Below are 19,089 nucleotides of genomic sequence, written 5' to 3'. Positions count from 1 at the left end.
AGATATTGAAAATAAAAAGAAAACAACAATGAGCAGTACTAGTTAAGGATATTGGGAAGCGCTAGGCGAAAGGGCTCAACTTCGGCCGTAAATTCATGGCCTTTGTCATCTAACATAATGTAATGACCCTGCATTACACCCACGGGGGTTTCTATTGCAGTACCGCTGCTGTAGGTGTATTCGTCATAACCTGCAATCATAGGTTGCTGACCGACGACACCTTCGCCCTCTACGGTCATTTGCTTCCCATTAGCATCGGTGATAAGCCATCGGCGACTGATCAGCTGGACGGTTTCTTTGCTGAGGTTTTTGATGGTTATGATATAAGCGAAGACATAGCGATGATGATCAGGATCCGATTGTTCGGCAATATACTTAGTGTGTACTTGGCATTTTATACAAGGGGAAGAAGTGTCCATATATCTTTCCTTTACCTAAAAAAACGCCCAGCACAATGTGCTAGGCGAGGGGATTAGTTTGTATGGTTGTCTTCAAGCCAGTTTGCCATCGCAACAAATTGCTCAAGCGTCAGGTTTTCTGGTCGCATACTTGGGTTGACACCCAACTCTTCCAGAACCTCTATGGATAATAACGAGCGATAACAGTTTCGCACAGTTTTACGACGCTGGTTAAAGCCTTCTCTGCACACACGCTCTAGCCATTTAATGTTCTTTGCTGGGTGAGGGAGAACCTCATAAGGCATCAAGCGAACAACAGCGGAATCAACCTTTGGTGGCGGTACAAATGCAGTTGGTGGAACCTCTAGAACAGGAACAATCTTGCAGTAGTATTGTGCCATAACGGTTAAACGACCATAGGCTTTACTACCAGGGCCTGCCGCAAGACGGTTGACGACTTCTTTCTGCAGCATGAAGTGCATGTCTTGAATGTCTTTATGAAATTCAAAAAGATGGAACATCAGCGGCGTTGAGATATTGTATGGTAGATTACCGAATATACGCAGCTTGTTGTTTGGCTTCACTAATTGGTTGAAGTCGAAACGCATTGCGTCGCCTTCATGTATCGTGAGCTTATCAGCAAGTTCTGGGTGATTACGGAGTCGCGCAGCCAAGTCACGGTCGAGCTCAATAACAGTGAACTTATCAACTTCTCTACCAACGGGTTCTGTAATTGCGCCAAGACCAGGGCCAATCTCAACCAAGTTTTGTCCTGGTCGCGGATTGATCGATGATACGATACCGTCAATGATGTACGGGTCGTTCAAAAAGTTCTGACCAAAACGCTTTTTCGCTTTGTGCCCTAAGTGGACATCATTTTTCATTGTCTGCTCTCTACTAATTCTATCGCGTATGCTAATGCTGTCTCAAAGCTGCCAAAATCTGCAAGGCCTGTGCCTGCGAGATCTAAAGCAGTGCCATGATCAACCGACGTCCTTATAAAGGGTAGACCAAGTGTGATATTAACTGAACGACCAAAGCCCTTGTATTTAAGTACTGGGAGGACTTGATCGTGATACATACCTAAAACAGCGTCTGCATCGCGTAAGTATTTGTCATTAAAAATCGTATCGGCGGGTAATGGGCCAATAAGATTGTAACCTTTTTCCGTACGAAGGCTTTCTAAGGTCGGTGTGATCGTATCGATCTCTTCTGAGCCAAGAACGCCATCTTCACCAGCGTGAGGGTTTAATCCACACACGTAGATGGTTGGGTGATCAATACCAAATTTGTTGACAAGGTCGTGATGTAAAATATCAACGATACTTGCCACGCGCTCTTCGGTTATTGCGGCTGGAACCTCACTCAAAGGCAGATGGGTTGTCACTAATGCCGTTCGTAGACCTTCAGTCGCAAGCATCATAACAACAAGCGGTGTATTTGACACCTCTGCAAAGAACTCAGTATGACCACTAAAACTCACGCCAGCGCGGTTGATCACCCCTTTATGCACAGGGCCGGTGACAATAGCATCAAATTCCCCGTTCATACAGCCTTTTGCTGCTTTTTCTAGCGTATTTAATACGTATTGGCCGTTTGACGGATCAAGCTTTCCTGCTTGAACGGAAGTAGCAAGTGGTTCATGCAAAACAACCAGGGTGCCCGCTTTATGCGTATCATGACAAGCCGGATCGTAGTCGAGAAGCTCGAGAGGTGTATCTAGCTGCTTAGCGCGTTCTGCAATGAGCGTTTTATCCGCACAGATGACAATTTGATAGGGCCATTCCCTTTGTGACAAGGCAACCACGAGGTCGGGACCAATCCCAGCAGGTTCACCTGCCGTGACAAGGATTCGTCTTGTCTCGCGCAACGTGGTACTCACTTCGCTAGTTGCTGGCATCGTCATCTTCCTCGTCCGTTATCATTTCAACAAATGCACTGGCTCGGATCTCTTGCATCCAAGCGGAGGCTTCTTCATTAAACTTACGATTGAATAAGATGCGATACGCTCGGTTTTGCATTGCTGAGCCTGTTTTGTCTACTTCACGTCGGTCAAGGACTTCGACAATATGCCAGCCATGCACGGTTTTAAATGGTGCACTAATTTGACCAATAGGCAGTGTTTCTACCTGATGTTTAAATTCAGGGACATACAGCTCAGGGGTTTGGTAACCTAACTCACCACCTTGTGCCGCAGAGCCAGGGTCAGCACTGTATTGTTCTGCTAATTCGGCAAAGGTGGCCTCACCGGATTGAATCTTCTGGATATAGCTGTTGAGGGCACGCTTGACGCCTTCGTCACTTAAAATAACGGTTGGTTTGATCAGGATATGGCGTGCATTAACCTCGGTAACCGACACGGTTTCTAGGCCTTTGACATCTTCAATCTTTAAAATGTGGAAACCGACGCCACTGCGAAATGGACCAATGATGCTACCTTTTGTCTGCATTTTGATTTGGTCTGCAAAAATGGTGGGCATCTCTTCTTTACGCATCCAGCCCCAATCACCACCCTCAAGTGCTTTTGGGCCTTTTGAGTAGGTATAAGCCATGGTTGAAAAATCTTCACCATTATTGAGTTTGGCCACGATATCTTTGGCTTGTGCTTCGACTTCGTTTTTATCTTCGCCATCGTTAAAACGTAGTTGGATATGACGAATTTTATAGGTTACTGTGGCGTTGCTTTCTTGCGCTAAGATTTCAGCTAGGTTATCCACCTCTGCTGGTAAAATATTAATACGTTGCCTGACCATCGCGTTGCGAGCCTCACTGGCCGCAATCTCATCACGAATCTGTTCACGAAAAGAGGCCCAACTTAACCCTTCTTCCGTGACAGTTTGACGTAACTCTTCTACTGTTTGTTTGTTGTTTTTAGCGATGTCTTTAAGGGTATCCTCAAGGCGATTATCATCAATCCGAACACCAATTCGTTCTGCTTCTTGAAGTTGAAGTTTCTCAAGAATCAATTTATCTAGAATTTGCTCTTGTATGATGTCTTGTGACGGCAATTCTTGATTATTTTTCTTCGCATTGGCGAAGAGCGTTTTAGTCGCTGAATCAATGTCGCTTTGTAAAATTACGCCATCGTTAACCACGATACGCACTCGATCTAGTTCTACTGGTGCAGCAAAGGCGCTCAGCGTCACGGCTGCGAGTAAAAGGGAAGAGAGAATCTTACTTGTTAATTTCATCGATATTCCTAATGTAAACTTCACCAACTGTCGTTATGTGACTAAGAGTCGATGAAGCGTATAAAGTTCCTAGTATGACTTTGTTACGTGATCCTCGTGAGTGAGGCTTAGTCATTTAGAATAAATGGTCGACCATACTTCAGGGCGTTACCGTTAGGTGGCTCTGGTGCTTTTGAACTGCCGCCAAGTCCGGTAATACCAAAGCTCAAGCGAACATTGTCTTCGAAGTTTGCAGCGCCGATACCAACAATGCCGGACTCCCAACTTCTTAATTGTCGGCTGTAGTCTACACCGAGATACCAACAGTCGGAGTGATATTCAAGCTTCGCTAGCCATTCGACGGACACTTTTTCGGTCATGTCGTAGTAATACTGTCCGGTTGCTATCCAGTTTTTATTCACTTGATAGCCGCCCATCAGGCCAACTTGGTTAATGCCGCTTCTTGTCAGTTTATCAAGTTCATCCGTGGTATAGCTATTAACACTCTCGATGTATTCTTTGGTGACATAACGGTAGTTCGCTTGAATAAAGTCATCTTGAATGCGGTATTCAATCGCACTATTGGCGAGAGACACGGCTGAAGAGTCGATATCGTATTGAACGCCTCCATGGTAGGAGATGCGGTCATTGTAGATAAAGTCTGTTTCTACCGCCCACGATGAGTAGTTCGAGTTGGCATCATCATTAGAGGTGTTTGGGTTTTTATTAGCCACGTCTAGGTAATAAATTTGACCAAATGAGATAGCAAGGCGTTCTTTTTGTCCATCATCATAAAAACGCGATGTTGCACCGTAGCTGATCTGATTGGCCGCAGCAATCTTATCGACACCACTGTATCGGCGGCTACGGAACAGGCCGTAGTAATCGGTTTGAAGCAAGGTGGTATCGTAGTTGTAGATGTTACTTTGATCAACCTCTGGCACATACAGGTACTGAATTTGTGGTTCCAGGGTTTGTGTATAGCCTTTTATAAAGGCCGTATCACGCTCGAGCACCACCCCTGCATGAGTTCTAAATTCAGGAAGCGACCGCGTGACCGTTTCGTCTAAGTCGGCGACAACAGTTGGGTCTCGACCCTCTAGGTCTTGTTGATAATGAGTCAGCAGGTAACGCGCTTCTGTGGTCCATGTGCCCCAGGTGTTTGATAAAGGCAGCGTGAAGCCAGGCTCCACATGCACACGTGTTGCAGACGGTTTATCTTCATCGTCTGTCTCAAACCTAGAAATATGGCTTATCATGTCAAAGTTGACGGTGCTGTAAATATCGGGACGATAGTAGTTAAATTCGAATTGAGGCATCAACTGGTAAGGCTTGGTGTCGTCAACCAGAATCTGGAAATCTTGCACGGTGAGCGCCGCGTCCCAATACTTATCGCGATAACCGAGACTACCTCTTTGAGAGAGCTGCCCTTCAGAGCGGCTGCCCACACTGGAATCTAAGTCTTGAAAGTAGTCGTTGTCACTAACTTGAGAGTAGTCAAGGTCTAGCTTCCAGTTGTCACCAAAGCGACTGCTATTTTTATACTGGACAGCCCAGCGATCGCCATATTCAGGATATTTGTCATCGTTCGCTAAATATTCGGCATCCAGTGTTCCATTACTGGTTCCGGTGAGATAGCGAAGGTTACCTTTTAGCTGAAGTCCACGTGTCTGCATGTAGTGGAATGTGGTCAGTAGATCATAGTTTGGCGCAAGATTCCAATAGACCGGAACCTGTAATTCAAGACCGTTTTTTGACCCCAAAGATAATGATGGGAACAAGACGCCAGTCTTTCTTTTACCACTAATTGGCATGCTCATATAAGGCATATAGAAAATAGGGACATCCTTCACTTCTACACGGCTGCCGTATAGGGTTGCGACCTCAGCTTCTTGGTCGACTTTTATATCGTCAGCAAGAAATCGCCAAGAATTGTCATCCTCTGGACAGGTAGTAATTGAGCCGTCCTCGATTTGATACATCGATTTGCCCGTTTTAGAGACATAGACTGCTTCACCACGGCCGCCGCCACATAGCATTTTATAGGTGCTATTTTCAGCTGTGATTTCATCTTTGTTGAGATTGTTGGTGATTTTATCGGAGACGGTTTTTAGTTGCCCGTCTTCTAAGGTGACGTTTCCTTCCGCCACGACGATATTTTCATCCTGATGCAGCGTTACGCTGTCGGCAGTAATGGTTTTATTGCCCTGAACCACCACAACGTCACCTTTATAGGTCGCACGTTTGCCATTGATCGCCTCTAATGAGTTTGCTTCAATGTTGATTGGCTCTTGATTGGAGTCGGAACTTTGGGCAGTATCAACAGAGCACTGGTCTGTTGGTGGCATACTTTGCCCTTTATTTGTCGATGTATCTTCGGCGTGTGCGTAAGACGCGAGCAGCGCAGCAGCAATAGAGGCCGCTAGATATGAGCGTGAATAACGTGACATCGAGTTGTACTATCCTGTTTAACTTGATTCATTCTATTGAATTCGATTGATATTGAATCGTATATAAGACGGTTCCTATCATAAAGGAAATTGACCTTACAGACACTAGTAGACTGCGAATCAACGCAAAAATTCATAGATAGAGAGCACATAATACAAATGATTGGAAAAATTTTAGGTGTATTCTTTGGCATGCTGTTCGGCGGAGCACTGGGTGCTTTGTTTGGATTGTTTCTGGGGCATCAGTTTGATAAAGCCAGGCGAATCAACCGTGGCGGGTTTAATCGCGGGGGCTTTGGCGGTGTCAACCAAGAAGAGCGCCAACAAGAGTTTCTGAATTCGGCGTACTCCGTCATGGGGCATGTTGCTAAAGCTAAAGGCCAGGTTACGGCCGAGGAGATTCAGCTTGCGACCATCATGATGGATCGCATGAACCTTAATAGTGAGCAAAAAAAACAAGCTCAGAATGCCTTTAGAGAAGGTAAAGAAGCCGACTTTCCTCTCGACCGTATTCTTGACAAGGTCAGGATCTCGTCTGGCGGTCGCCATGATTTATTGCAGTTCTTTTTAGAGCTGCAGATATCAGCCGCGTTTGCTGATGGCAGTATTCATCCGAGCGAACGAGATGTACTGCATCGAATTGCAAAAGGATTAGGTTTTTCTGCTGAGCAACTGGAACAACGACTGCGCATGCAAGAGGCGGCATTTCGTTTCCAACAAGGGGGCGGCCAATATCAAGGCGGTCAATCCGGCGGTTGGCAACAAGCGAGCAGTGCTTCTCAGCTTTCTGATGCCTATAATGTACTTGGCGTAGACGAATCGGCGGATGCGAAAACGTTAAAACGTGCCCACCGCAAGCTAATGAATGAACATCACCCCGATAAGCTTATGGCGAAAGGCTTGCCACCAGAAATGATGAATGTGGCAAAAGAAAAATCGCAAGAAATTCAAACGGCCTATGACTTAATAAAGAAAGCGAAAGGATTTAAATAATGATGGAATACAAGGATGTATTATCGTTTTGGTTTGAAGAGCTTAGTGCAAGTGATTGGTTTTCGGGAGCGAGCGAGATTGATAGTTTGATCGCGGATCGATTTAGCCACACTCATACCATAGCGGCAGCGGGCGGGCTGCAATCATGGCGCACCAACGCCCAAGGCCGTTTGGCAGAGGTCATTGTTTTGGATCAATTCTCTCGAAACTTGTATCGAGGGAAGCCGGGGGCTTTTTCTTCTGACACGGTCGCGTTGGTGCTTGCTCAAGAGTGCATTGCGTTAGGGTTAGATAAAGATCTTCCCGCCAACGAACGTACTTTTCTTTACATGCCCTTCATGCACAGTGAGTCGTTAAAGATTCACGAGCATGCGGTACGACTGTTTACCGACAATGGCGTAGAATCTACTCTCGATTTTGAATTGCGCCACAAAGCGATTATTGAACAGTTTGGTCGTTACCCGCACCGTAATGAGATCTTGGGACGGGAGTCGACCTCGGAAGAACGGGCGTTTTTGACACAACCGGGATCAAGCTTTTAATCCATCCGCTTACTAAAACGGCAGCGCTAAGATGCGATATTGAGTCTATCCGCTTTGTGCTGCCTGCTCCGTACGGTGTGGGATGAGGCTATTTAGCATTGAGATCCCAATTATAGTCGTAATCAACCTTTCCTTTATAAGTTTCAAACTCCGGGCGATACTGACTGATGTGCGCGTTTACACCACCATCAGCGGCAAAGTCACTCACAAACCATTCATAAATAGAAGAGAGCGTCGCCTTGCTTGATTGTAGGTTGACGCCTTTGTCGCTGTTGATAAATTGTGTTGCCGCTTGTTCGAGGAGTACATTCGTATTCATAGAGGTAAACGCTTGTGGTTGAAGGTTGGGGCAACCGAGACTGGCACAATTCACCGCGTAATGCGTGCGTGGGTCATTCCATATTGGGCGAAGGATTCGATGCTCAATATCATTTAGCGTGAGTGCCTTACCTGAGATGGTGACGACATCATCTCCCCATGGTCCAAAGCTAAACAGTCCACCGAGCTTGGTAATCGATTTGGTTGGATAATTATCAAGGATAAGGTCAACGGTAATCGCGTTATATAAATTCACCCAGTACGCGTATTGCTCGGCTTTGTTTAACTGCTTGGGATCCATTTCCGCTAATTGTGCAATGTATTGCTTGAGATTTTGCTTGTCATTGGAAGACACTCGAACGTAACGCAGCAGTGTATTGTCGCCCTCGCTAACGAGATAACGGTCCAAAAACGTTTGCCATTGTTGATGAGAAACCACCTGGCTATTGGCTTCATTACTGACATTCCAGAATGCCCAAAGTTCGGACTTGGGTGCGGCGATCACATTAGTGGCAAGGAAAAGAATAAGAAGCGATAACAGTCGAGTCATAGTCAGCATGTCCGTATTGAGAGCGATATTTTAAAAGACCCAATTTAAAGCGATTTTCTTTCAATGTAAGCAAAAAAAGCACTCAAATTAAATGGAGTCACGTTGATATTTTTAGTCGTACAGAGAGGAGTTTAGACGCTGAAAGGGTAATGTGATGGTCGCGTTTTTATTCGTATAAAAAATCCCGGCATAAGGGCCGGGATAATAAGCGGTTAATGGCTGATAAATTACTTCAAAAAACTCGGGATCTGAGCTTCGTACGCCGCTATTTTATCAGCGTGTTGAAGGGTTAAGCCAATATTATCAAGGCCGTTGAGTAGGCAGTGACGACGGAACTCGTCAATCTCGAATTGGTATACTTTGCCGTCCGCTTTAACCGTCATAGACTCAAGATCAACGGTGATCTCTGCACCCTCATTGTTGGCAACAAAAGTGAATAACTCATCCACCTCTTGTTCCGTCAGGCGAACAGGGATCATTTGATTGTTGATCGAGTTGCCATAAAAAATATCGGCAAAACTTGGGGCTATCATGACTTGAATACCATAATCGGCCAGCGCCCATGGTGCATGCTCTCGAGATGAACCACAGCCAAAGTTTTCGCGTGCAAGTAAAATACTCGCACCTTGGTAGCGAGGCGCATTCATGATGAATTCAGGGTTTGGTTGCTGACCTGCATTATCGAGGAAGCGCCAGTCGTTGAAGAGATGCTGGCCAAACCCAGTACGTGTCACTTTTTGTAGAAATTGCTTCGGAATGATCGCATCGGTATCAATATTCGCGATATCCAAAGGGACGACTAATCCGGTGTGCTGTTTAAAACCTGTCATGTGTAATTCCTTATTAGTCCAATTCTCTGATATCAACAAAATGACCAGCAATCGCAGCGGCAGCAGCCATTGCCGGGCTAACTAGGTGCGTACGACCATCTCGGCCTTGTCGGCCTTCAAAGTTGCGGTTACTGGTTGAGGCGCAGCGCTCTTGAGGACCTAGACGGTCGTTGTTCATCGCTAAACACATGGAACATCCTGGTAAGCGCCATTCAAAGCCAGCTTCTTTAAAGATGACATCTAAGCCTTCTGCTTCTGCTTGTGCTTTTACCTGTTCCGAACCCGGTACAATCAGTGCTTGAACATGAGAGGCGACACTACGTCCCTTAGCTATCGCAGCAGCGGCACGCATATCTTCGATACGAGAGTTAGTACATGAACCGACAAAGACCTTATCGACGTTGTAATCGGTCAATGACTTACCGGCTTCTAGGCCCATATAGGCGAGTGCTTTTTCTGCGGAAATTTTTTCAACTGGATCCGCAAAATGATTAGGATCAGGGATAGGTTGGTCAACGGCGATCACTTGACCCGGGTTGGTGCCCCAAGTTACTTGCGGTTTGATATCGGCACCGTTTAGGGTGACCACGGCATCGAATGTCGCATCGTCGTCGGTTTTAAACGTATTCCAGTACTCGACTGCCGCGTCCCAATCTGCGCCTTGTGGGGCAAATTTACGGCCTTTGATGTAGTTTAGCGTCGTCTCGTCAGGCGCAATAAGACCGGCTTTGGCGCCGAGTTCAATTGCCATATTACACACAGTCATACGGCCTTCCATTGAAAGGTCGGTAATCGCTTCACCACAGAATTCTACAACGTAGCCAGTGCCACCCGCTGCTGTCGTTTTGCCAATGATGGCCAAGACGATGTCTTTTGCCGTCACGCCGGGTGCAACCTTACCTTTAACTTCAATCTTCATTGTCTTAGCACGAGATTGTTTTAGGGTTTGTGTTGCCAGTACGTGTTCAACCTCAGAGGTACCAATACCGAACGCAAGGGAACCAAAAGCGCCATGTGTTGCAGTGTGCGAGTCGCCACAAACAATGGTCATTGCGGGTAGGGTAATGCCAAGCTCAGGCCCCATAACATGCACAATGCCTTGGTATTTGTGGTTTAGGTCATACAGAGTGACCCCAAACTCCTCACAGTTTTTAGAGAGCGTTTCCATCTGGATTCGAGCCATCTCACCTGAGGCGTTAATGTTCTTGGTTGTCGTCGAGACGTTGTGATCCATGGTCGCAAAAGTCTTACCGACTTGACGAACTTGACGGCCTTTTTCACGCAACCCATCAAAGGCTTGTGGTGAGGTCACTTCGTGCACCAAATGGCGATCGATATAAAGGATTGGGTTTTCACCTTCGGCTTCTACGGCGATGTGCGCATCGTAGACTTTTTCGTAAAGTGTTTTCGACATTGCTCAATTCCTTGCTGTTGGTCTTGCGCTAATAATGGCTTAGCGCAAGCAGGGTATTCTTATTATGTGTCAGGTCGTTACTTATGCATTGGTAATATAGCTGGCGATCTTGTCACCCATTTCAGAGGTGCTCAACGCTGGCTTATCACCTGATAAATCCGCTGTTAGCTCGCCTGCTGAAAGTGCTTTGCTTACTGCTGCTTCGATATCTTGAGCGGCCGCTTCTTCCCCTAGGCTATAACGAAGCATCAAGGCGGCGGATAAAATTTGTGCGACAGGATTCGCAATGTTTTTGCCTGCGATGTCCGGCGCCGAACCGCCAGCGGGTTCATACAGACCAAATTGACTTTCATTTAGGCTTGCTGATGGCAACATGCCCATTGAACCGGTAATCATGGCGCACTCATCTGAGATAATGTCACCAAAGATATTTGAACAAAGCATGATATCGAATTGTGACGGGTCTTTAATCAACTGCATCGTGGCATTGTCGATGTACATATGGTTGAGTTTTACGTCGGGGTAATCTTTAGCGACTTCTTCCACGACCTCACGCCATAAAATAGAGCTTTGCAGCACGTTAGCTTTATCGATGGAGTAGACATTTTTATTGCGCAGACGGGCTGACTCAAACGCAATCTTGGCAATACGTTCGATTTCATAGCGGTGGTATACCTCAGTATCAAACGCTTTTTCCGTTGGACCTTCTCCTTCACGACCTTTAGGTTGACCAAAGTAGATGCCACCCGTTAGCTCGCGTACGACAACAATATCAAAACCATTTGCTGAAATGTCAGCACGTAGCGGTGAAAAGTCCTCTAATCCAGCATGGATCTTTGCAGGGCGCAAGTTGCAGAAAAGTTGGAAGTGCTTACGTAAGGGAAGTAAAGCACCACGCTCTGGTTGATCGTTTGGTGCTAGGTGCTCCCACTTAGGACCGCCGACCGAACCAAACAAGATCGCGTTCGAGTTTTCACAGCCTTTAACGGTGTCTTCGGGAAGCGGACAGCCATGGTTATCAATCGCGATACCGCCAACATCAAATTCTTCGCATTCAAACGTAATGCTGTGCTTTGCTTCAATTGCATCCAATACTTTATGTGCTTGAGCCATTACTTCTGGTCCAATGCCGTCGCCTGGTAATACTGCAATCTTATATGTGCCTGCCATGGTGTCCTGTTCCTTACGGTTTGTAATTGCTATAAATTATTTATTTTCAATATGTTGTGTTTTCTATAGAGCGCCTAATAATTACACGGTCTCTACCTTTTTCTGTTTGATTTCTTCTACTTGGTTCGCACGGTGGATACTGTTGATAACGTGCAGTAAGGCTTGGCCTGATGCCTCTACAATATCGGTTGATACACCGGTTCCGTGGTATTTTCGACCCTTGTAATTCGCAATGATGTCAGCTTGACCTAAGCCATCCTCGCCTTCACCTTTTGCCGTCAAATCAAATTTGTCTAGAACAATATCGTATCCAGTTACACGGTAAATGCATTGGTAAAGAGCGTCAACCGGACCATTGCCCACAGCAGCTTCACATTGCTCTTCTTCGCCACACTGGATCTTGATGCTGGTGGTTGCCATCACGCTACCAGATTGCACGCTTAGATAGTTCAGTTTATAGAAATCATCTTCTTCGCGCAGATTAGAAAAGTGCATTAGGGCTTCTAAGTCATAATCAAAGACCTGGCCCTTACGGTCTGCAAGTTTCAAGAAATCAGCATATAAAGCGTCTAAGTTGTATTCTTCTGGGTTGTAGCCCATTGAATCCATGTGACTTTTAACCGCTGCGCGACCGCTGCGACTGGTTAGGTTTAGCGCTTTGTTTTTAAGACCAATAGACTCAGGTGTCATGATCTCGTAGGTGTTTTTGTTCTTCAACATACCATCTTGGTGGATGCCAGAAGAGTGGCTAAATGCGTTTGCACCGACAATCGCTTTGTTGTCTTGAATAGGCATATTACACAATTGGCTTACTAGCTTACTGGTACGGTGAAGCTCTTGATGATTAAGTCCAGTATGTACACCTAGTAATTCTTGGCGCGTTTTGATGATCATTGCAACTTCTTCAAGAGAGCAGTTACCCGCGCGTTCGCCTATGCCATTGATGGTGCCCTCAATTTGACGTGCTCCTGCCTGAACGGCGGCAATGGAGTTAGCAACGGACATTCCTAAATCATCGTGGCAGTGCACAGAAATGATGGCTTTATCGATGTTTGGCACGCGATTAAATAGGGTTTGGATAATGCCGCCAAACTCATTCGGTACGGTGTAGCCAACCGTGTCTGGAATATTAATCGTTTTAGCGCCGGCATTGATGGCAGCTTCAACCATGCGACATAGGTTGTCGATAGGGGTACGACCCGCATCTTCACAAGAAAACTCAACGTCATCGGTGTAGTTACGTGCATGCTTTACGGCTTGTACCGCCATTTCAACCACATCATCATAGCTGCGGCGCAGCTTGTCTTGTACATGTACAGTAGACGTAGAGATAAACGTGTGAATACGGAAGGCGTCAGCAACTTTTAGTGCCTCTGCTGCAGCATCAATGTCTTTGGCTACCGCTCGTGATAGCGCGCAAATGCGACTGTTTTTGATGTGTTTCGCGATGGTCTGTACAGACTCAAAATCACCTGGCGATGAAATTGGGAAGCCTGCCTCGATAACATCGACACCTAAACGTTCGAGAGCGAAAGCGATTTGCAGTTTTTCTTTTACTGTCAAGCTTGCTGAAAGTGCTTGTTCGCCGTCACGCAACGTGGTGTCAAAGATAATTACCTGGTCATTCATATTTGCTTCCTCTCTGTACAGGTTAATCGTTTACGTCCTGTTCGATTGATATAAAAAAGCCCGCATCTCGATGCGGGCTTTAAGAAAATTCTTAGTGGTGTTTTTCAGACACTGGCTACCCGCGCGTTTTGTTCACGATAAGGAGGAGGCTCAGCAGGAGAGAAAAACGTAATGTCATTGTTATGCATTCCACAAAATTTGGTTAACAAATTAGTACCGCACTCACACTTTCCCGTCAAGTCTTTCCTGATATTTTTATGGTTATCGGAGGAGTTTGTGTGAAAATCATTAATTAATCATTTGATTAAATAATGATGAATTTAAAGGCTCATCTTATGCTGCCAATTCATTCTATAATTAATCGATGATTAATAAGTGAGATAAGCAATGCATGATGATGAATCCTCGATCAAAAGAAAGGTTGGGCGACCGAAACAACAAACAGACACGAGAGATAAACTGTTGACTCATGCGCGCGACCTTTTTGTCGTTATGCCCTATGACAAGGTATCGACTCGTCTCATTGCTCAACGAGCGGGGGTCAATATTGCTATGATCCGGTATTATTTTGGCAATAAAGAAGGCCTGTTTGAAAACATGATTCGTGAAACCGTGCGACCGATCAAGCAAAAAATGAATGATATTTTTGAGCGAGATGATCATAAAAACGTATTTGAGTTCATGCGAATCTATTATCACGAAATGAACAAGGTTCCTCAATTCCCTAGGTTGATGTCTCAGGTTATGCACATGCCGCCATCGACGACGCAACGGCGATTGTTTGAGAAAGTATTTTCTGATCTTGGCCGTCCTGATCATGACATGATGTTCGGCAGATTACAGGCTGCAGGGTACCTTCGTGAAGGTCTTGACCCTAAGTTATGTAAGCTCTCACTTATTGCTTTGATGGTGTTTCCTTTTATGGCACCTCCCGCCATGTTGCAATTGCATGGTATTGAATTAACCGAGTCTTTTCTCGATGAATTACTTGAGCACAATATCCAGCTCCTGACGCGTGGTTTACTGCGCGATAATTAAATATAAATCAGAATGATAAAGATTAAATCTATGAAAAATATAAACAAGAAACTGCTGTTTTTTCCTGCACTCGCTGTGGGTGTTGTTGCGCTAATCGCCGCCATTAATTTACGACCAGATATTCCGACTAAGCCTGCTGGAGATCGTGCTCGAGTGGTCGAAACTCTAACCATGCAGCCACAATTTTCCGCCCCCCTTGCTGTTGGTTTCGGTCGTGTTACCCCAAAACTTGAGTGGAAAGCGATCTCCGAGGTTTCTGGGGAGGTCGTGTATAAGCACCCTAATTTAGAGAAAGGGAATATTGTGAGCGCGGGGACAGAAGTGCTTCGAATCGACCCCCTCGATTACGAACTTAAGGTCTCCCAAGCGATTGCTGATCTTAAATCGAGCGAGACACAGCTGGCTCGCATTGATCAAGAAGAAATTAATTTAAAGCAAACCCTTACCATTGAACTTAATCGCTTGAAGCTGGCGCGAAGTGAGTACCAACGCCGCGCCGACCTCAATAAACGAGGTTTGTCGTCACAGTCTGATGTGGATACGCAAAAGCAGAACATGCTGTCACAGCAAAAGTTGGTTCAAGAACTTGAGAACCAAATGGCGCTGCTCCCTGATGAAAGAGATGTCGCGTTGGCAGTGGTGAACGTCAATAAGGCCAAAGAGCAAGAAGCTCAACGCTTATTAGCTAAAACCATTATCTATCTGCCAGAAACTTTGCGTATCGCGGAGGTTGATGCGGAAATTAACCAAGTAGTAAACCTACAGCAGGCCATGGTAACAGCGCATGGTACCGAAATGATGGAGGTGGAGGCTCAGCTTTCGATTCATGATTTACAGCTTATTGCAGACACGCTGAACAGTTCAGCACGCAATAGTGGTAGCAACAACGAATTGCAAGCCCTTAGTGCGTCGATAGAGTTGAGTAGCGGTAGCTTGCAATCGTCTTGGCCAGCGAAGGTTGTGCGTGTGAGTGAGACCGTGGATCCCAATCAAGCGACAGCGGGTGTGATTTTGGAGATCGCGCAGTCTACGACAGGTAACGGTCTATCTGATACGCCATTGTTGGTGAACGGAATGTTTGTTAAAGCAAAGATTGAAGGTCAACCTCAGCAGGCTTGGTTGATTCCAGAGCGTGCCTTGCATGGTGATAAAGTGTATTTGATGAGCGTGGATAACACATTGCAGATTAAACCGGTCGTTGTTGAGTACCGCCGAGACAATCAAGTAGCGGTTCGGGGGGAATTTCAACAAGGGGACAAACTGGTATTGAATGATTTGCTGCCTGCGATAGAAGGAATGCTGTTACGAGATATCAGCGTAGCCAAAGATGGCATGAGTGAAGAAGGTGACGAGTCATGATTCGTTTTTTCTCCAAACACCCCACGGCGGCCAATTTATTGATGCTTGCCTTGGTTATTCTCGGCGTTTCGTCGCTCTCGACGATAAAACGAGAAACCTTTCCAGAATTTAGCCCACCATACATCATGGCGGCGATTACTTATCCTGGGGCTTCCCCACAGGAAGTGGAAGAAAGCCTGTGTATTCGAATGGAAGACGCCGTCGATGGCCTAGCGAATATTGAAGAAACGAAATGTGAGGCGATTGAAGGTTCAGCTCGCTTAACCCTCAAACTCTCTGAAAAAGCCGATATTGGCCGCATGCTGGTGGATGTTCAGACTCAGATTAATTCCATTAACGACTTCCCTGATGAGATAGAGTCACCAGTGGTCCAAGAGTTAGATTGGAACGAGCCTGTTGTCGACATTGCTATTACCGCGGATACCGGTTGGCCAGAACTGAAAGCGTATGCCGAACAGCTCAAACGTACCTTAAAGTTGGACTATGACGTCTCACTTGTGGAGGTGAGTGGTTTCTCTGATCACCAATATCGAGTGGAACTCGACACGCAAGTTATGCGTCAACTTGGGCTTAGCGTGAACGATATTGCCTCTAAAATTGGCAAACAGAATGTAAAACTACCCAGTGGTAACGTCGAAACGCCGGATAAAAACTTCTTGATTCGATTCGATGAACGCCGAGTAACACCACAAGAATTGGAGTCTATGGTCATTGGCGCTAGCTCATCTGGGGCATTAATCCGCCTTAATGACGTGGCAACGATCACCGATAGGTTTGAGTTGGATGAACAAAAAGTACTGTTCAATGACAAGCCCTCAGCCGTACTAAAAATCAGTAAAAATAAAGAAGACGATGCACTGCGGATCAAAGAAGATGTGGTTCGATTTGTCGATGATCAGCGTGCCATCGCTCCAGATGGCGTGACATTGGAAATGACCAACGACCTCTCGTCTGTATTGTGGGATCGTCTGACCATGATGCTGAAAAATGGCTGGCAAGGGATTGTTCTTGTGTTTGCCACCATGTGGTTGTTCTTTAGTTTTCGTTATTCGTTTTGGGTGGCTGCCGGCCTGCCTGTTGCCTTCTTAGGTGGGCTATTTTTAATGGCCAATTTAGGGTTGTCGATCAATATCATGTCCCTGGTCGGGCTGTTGATGGCGATTGGGATCATGATGGATGACGCGATTGTGATTGCCGAGTCGATCGCCTCGCACCTTGATCGAGGGCAGAAGATTGATGATGCTGTGATAAACGGAGTACAAAAGGTATTGCCGGGGGTCATTTCGTCTTTCTTAACGACCGTCTGTATCTTTGGTAGCTTGTTGTTTTTAGATGGTGAAATGGGAGCGGTGCTTAAAGCTGTCCCGCAGGTGCTTATTCTCGTATTGTCATTGAGTTTAATTGAGGCGTTCTTGATCTTGCCGAGCCACCTTTCTCATTCACTGCATAAACAGAAAAAAGAAAAACCACCGATTAAGTTCAAGCGAGTCTTACTTGAGCGCTTTGAAAATTTTAGAAATACCACCCTTGTTAATGCTGTTGACCGTGTTGTGTCGCATCGTTATGCCTTCATGGGGGGCGTCTTGTCGCTACTGCTCGTTTCGGTCGCATTGATTGCTGGAGGCGCGGTGAAGTTTGTCCCGTTTCCTGAATTGGATGGCGATACGGCTGAAGTGAGGATTATATTGCCTCCTGGCTCATCCCTATCTCAAACCGAGCGAGTCGTGGATCACGTTGTCGCCTCGGCGAAAAAACTTAACGTTGAGTGGAGTGAGGATGTTGAAGGGGGTCGAACGCTAGTCGAGCAGATCACCAGCCAGTTCAACACCAATCAGGATGCCAATGAATCTGGCCCTCACCTTGCTACCGTGAGGCTCGATCTGCTCGGTGCAGAAGAACGTAACACCTTAATTGATGATTTTGTTGATGCTTGGCGAGACGATGTGGGTGAGATGGCTGATCCTATTTCATTGGTTTTTAAGCAGCCGACGATGGGCCCTGGTGGCCGCGCGATAGAGATTCGCATTAAACATGACGATCTTGAACAGCTTAAAGCCGCATCGATAGACATCCAACAATATCTAAACGAGTTTGATGGCGTAACGGGCGTGCTCGATGATATGCGATTAGGTAAAGAAGAGATCCTAGTCAAGCTACGACCAGGCGCGGAGACATATGGTGTAGATGGCCAGCTGATCGCCAATCAGTTAAGAGGCGCTTTCTTTGGGCAGACAGCAGATGAGATACAGTTGGGTGTCGAAAATATCAAGATTGAGGTCAAGTTAAACAAAGAAGACATTGCTGATATTCAACAACTGGCAAACTTTCCTATTATGCTCGCTGATGGATCTCAGCTGCCACTTGGCGCGGTTGCTACCATGGATTTTCAACGTAACTATGTCAGGATCCAGCGTATCGATGGCCTAAGAACCGTCAGCGTATTTGGTGATATTGATAATAGTAAAGCGAGCTCTTCTGAGATTATTCGTCAGTTCCAAGTTGATGAAGCGCCAGTACTTGAAGAGAAATACCCAGGTCTACGTTTTGATTTTGAAGGTGAGGCAAAAGACACCGCTAAAACAGGCTCTTCAATGGGTAAAGGCTTCTTATTGGGATTGTTCGGTGTGTTCTGTATTTTGAGCTACCAGTTCCGCAGTTATTTAGAACCTTTTGTTGTCATGCTGGCTATTCCACTGGCGTTTATTGGGGTGGTGTGGGGGCACTTACTGCTTGGTCACTCGCTGAGCATGCCGAGTATCATGGGATTCGTTTCATTGGCGGGCATCGTGGTCAATGATTCTATCTTGTTGGTGCAATATATTCGGCATCATGTGGATGAAGGAGAGTCGGTACATGACTCCGTCGTGAAAGCCAGTCGTGAGCGATTTAGAGCGGTATTTTTGACGTCAATGACAACGGCTGCAGGATTGCTTCCTTTATTGACGGAAACAAGCTTACAGGCTCAGGTGATTCAGCCTCTCGTTATCTCGATTGTGTTTGGCATCTTTGCGTCCACATTATTGGTACTGTTCATGATTCCATCCGCCTACGCCATATTAGCGGACTGGGGGTTAGTGCATAAACACGAAGAGATTTAGTCACTCGCGTCAATAAATGCGGCTTTTAGCCACAACACCATCCATAGGGCTGTACCATCTAAAGCTCGCCAACAATTAGTGAGGTAGATACCTACCTCACTAAGCTTCATCATTTCTCCAATAATTCGTC

The 19,089-nt window shown here is 46.0% G+C and carries 15 protein-coding genes; 5 read left to right on the top strand and 10 right to left on the bottom strand.

The annotated features are described in order from the left end of the window. Nucleotides 1-38: 38 nt before the first annotated feature. The 5 genes from apaG to lptD form a co-directional block, all read right to left on the bottom strand. The gene (gene apaG, locus ACE1OE_RS13935; protein WP_449211425.1) at nt 39-419 is read right to left on the bottom strand and encodes a Co2+/Mg2+ efflux protein ApaG; all 381 of its coding nucleotides are present in this window, start codon (nt 417-419) and stop codon (nt 39-41) included. Nucleotides 420-472: 53 nt separating this feature from the next. After that, nucleotides 473-1,282 (bottom strand): 16S rRNA (adenine(1518)-N(6)/adenine(1519)-N(6))-dimethyltransferase RsmA, encoded by an 810-nt coding sequence (gene rsmA / locus ACE1OE_RS13930; RefSeq protein WP_102469876.1) that lies wholly within the window; start codon nt 1,280-1,282, stop codon nt 473-475. Continuing rightward, complete coding sequence (pdxA, locus tag ACE1OE_RS13925; protein ID WP_449211424.1) at nt 1,279-2,298, bottom strand: 4-hydroxythreonine-4-phosphate dehydrogenase PdxA; 1,020 nt, start codon at nt 2,296-2,298, stop codon at nt 1,279-1,281. The genes rsmA and pdxA overlap by 4 nt, the downstream gene beginning before the upstream one ends. Continuing rightward, a complete protein-coding gene (surA, locus tag ACE1OE_RS13920) occupies nt 2,285-3,589 on the bottom strand; it encodes a peptidylprolyl isomerase SurA (protein WP_449211423.1) in 1,305 nt (434 codons plus the stop codon). The genes pdxA and surA overlap by 14 nt, the downstream gene beginning before the upstream one ends. A 107-nt stretch (nt 3,590-3,696) precedes the next feature. Then, complete coding sequence (lptD, locus tag ACE1OE_RS13915) at nt 3,697-6,018, bottom strand: LPS assembly protein LptD (protein ID WP_449211422.1); 2,322 nt, start codon at nt 6,016-6,018, stop codon at nt 3,697-3,699. A gap of 153 nt (nt 6,019-6,171) precedes the next feature. On the opposite strand from lptD, the gene djlA reads away from it, so the two are divergent. Further along, a complete protein-coding gene (gene djlA / locus ACE1OE_RS13910) occupies nt 6,172-7,011 on the top strand; it encodes a co-chaperone DjlA (protein ID WP_102469959.1) in 840 nt (279 codons plus the stop codon). Further along, nucleotides 7,008-7,553, top strand: coding sequence for a DUF924 family protein (locus ACE1OE_RS13905; RefSeq protein ID WP_372059967.1), 546 nt, complete (start codon nt 7,008-7,010; stop codon nt 7,551-7,553). Before djlA ends, ACE1OE_RS13905 begins: the two co-directional genes overlap by 4 nt. An 88-nt stretch (nt 7,554-7,641) precedes the next feature. On the opposite strand, the gene ACE1OE_RS13900 is transcribed toward ACE1OE_RS13905, so the two are convergent. From ACE1OE_RS13900 to leuA, 5 genes are all read right to left on the bottom strand, one after another. Beyond that, nucleotides 7,642-8,421: a DUF547 domain-containing protein gene (locus ACE1OE_RS13900; protein ID WP_449211421.1), complete on the bottom strand. Its 780-nt coding sequence runs from the start codon at nt 8,419-8,421 to the stop codon at nt 7,642-7,644. 227 nt (nt 8,422-8,648) lie between these two features. Further along, on the bottom strand, nt 8,649-9,251 hold the full coding sequence (leuD, locus tag ACE1OE_RS13895) for a 3-isopropylmalate dehydratase small subunit (RefSeq protein ID WP_102469882.1): 603 nt from the start codon (nt 9,249-9,251) through the stop codon (nt 8,649-8,651). Nucleotides 9,252-9,264: 13 nt separating this feature from the next. Then, nucleotides 9,265-10,665: a 3-isopropylmalate dehydratase large subunit gene (leuC, locus tag ACE1OE_RS13890; protein WP_449211420.1), complete on the bottom strand. Its 1,401-nt coding sequence runs from the start codon at nt 10,663-10,665 to the stop codon at nt 9,265-9,267. Nucleotides 10,666-10,746: 81 nt separating this feature from the next. Continuing rightward, the gene (gene leuB / locus ACE1OE_RS13885; RefSeq protein ID WP_372059940.1) at nt 10,747-11,835 is read right to left on the bottom strand and encodes a 3-isopropylmalate dehydrogenase; all 1,089 of its coding nucleotides are present in this window, start codon (nt 11,833-11,835) and stop codon (nt 10,747-10,749) included. An 81-nt stretch (nt 11,836-11,916) separates the two neighbouring features. Beyond that, nucleotides 11,917-13,464, bottom strand: coding sequence for a 2-isopropylmalate synthase (gene leuA, locus ACE1OE_RS13880; protein WP_102469885.1), 1,548 nt, complete (start codon nt 13,462-13,464; stop codon nt 11,917-11,919). A gap of 387 nt (nt 13,465-13,851) precedes the next feature. On the opposite strand from leuA, the gene ACE1OE_RS13875 reads away from it, so the two are divergent. From ACE1OE_RS13875 to ACE1OE_RS13865, 3 genes are read left to right on the top strand one after another with little or no spacing between them, the layout of a single operon-like run. After that, entirely contained in the window at nt 13,852-14,502 is a 651-nt protein-coding gene (locus ACE1OE_RS13875) for a TetR/AcrR family transcriptional regulator (protein WP_449211419.1), read from the top strand. Between the two features lie 30 nt (nt 14,503-14,532). Next, a complete protein-coding gene (locus ACE1OE_RS13870; RefSeq protein WP_449211418.1) occupies nt 14,533-15,861 on the top strand; it encodes an efflux RND transporter periplasmic adaptor subunit in 1,329 nt (442 codons plus the stop codon). Next, nucleotides 15,858-18,959, top strand: coding sequence for an efflux RND transporter permease subunit (locus ACE1OE_RS13865; RefSeq protein ID WP_449211417.1), 3,102 nt, complete (start codon nt 15,858-15,860; stop codon nt 18,957-18,959). Before ACE1OE_RS13870 ends, ACE1OE_RS13865 begins: the two co-directional genes overlap by 4 nt. The last annotated feature ends 130 nt before the right edge of the window (nt 18,960-19,089 follow it).

The organism is Vibrio sp. E150_011 (assembly GCF_053544015.1).
Note: the sequence above shows the minus strand (reverse complement) of the source record. Positions and strands in the feature narration are given on the sequence as shown.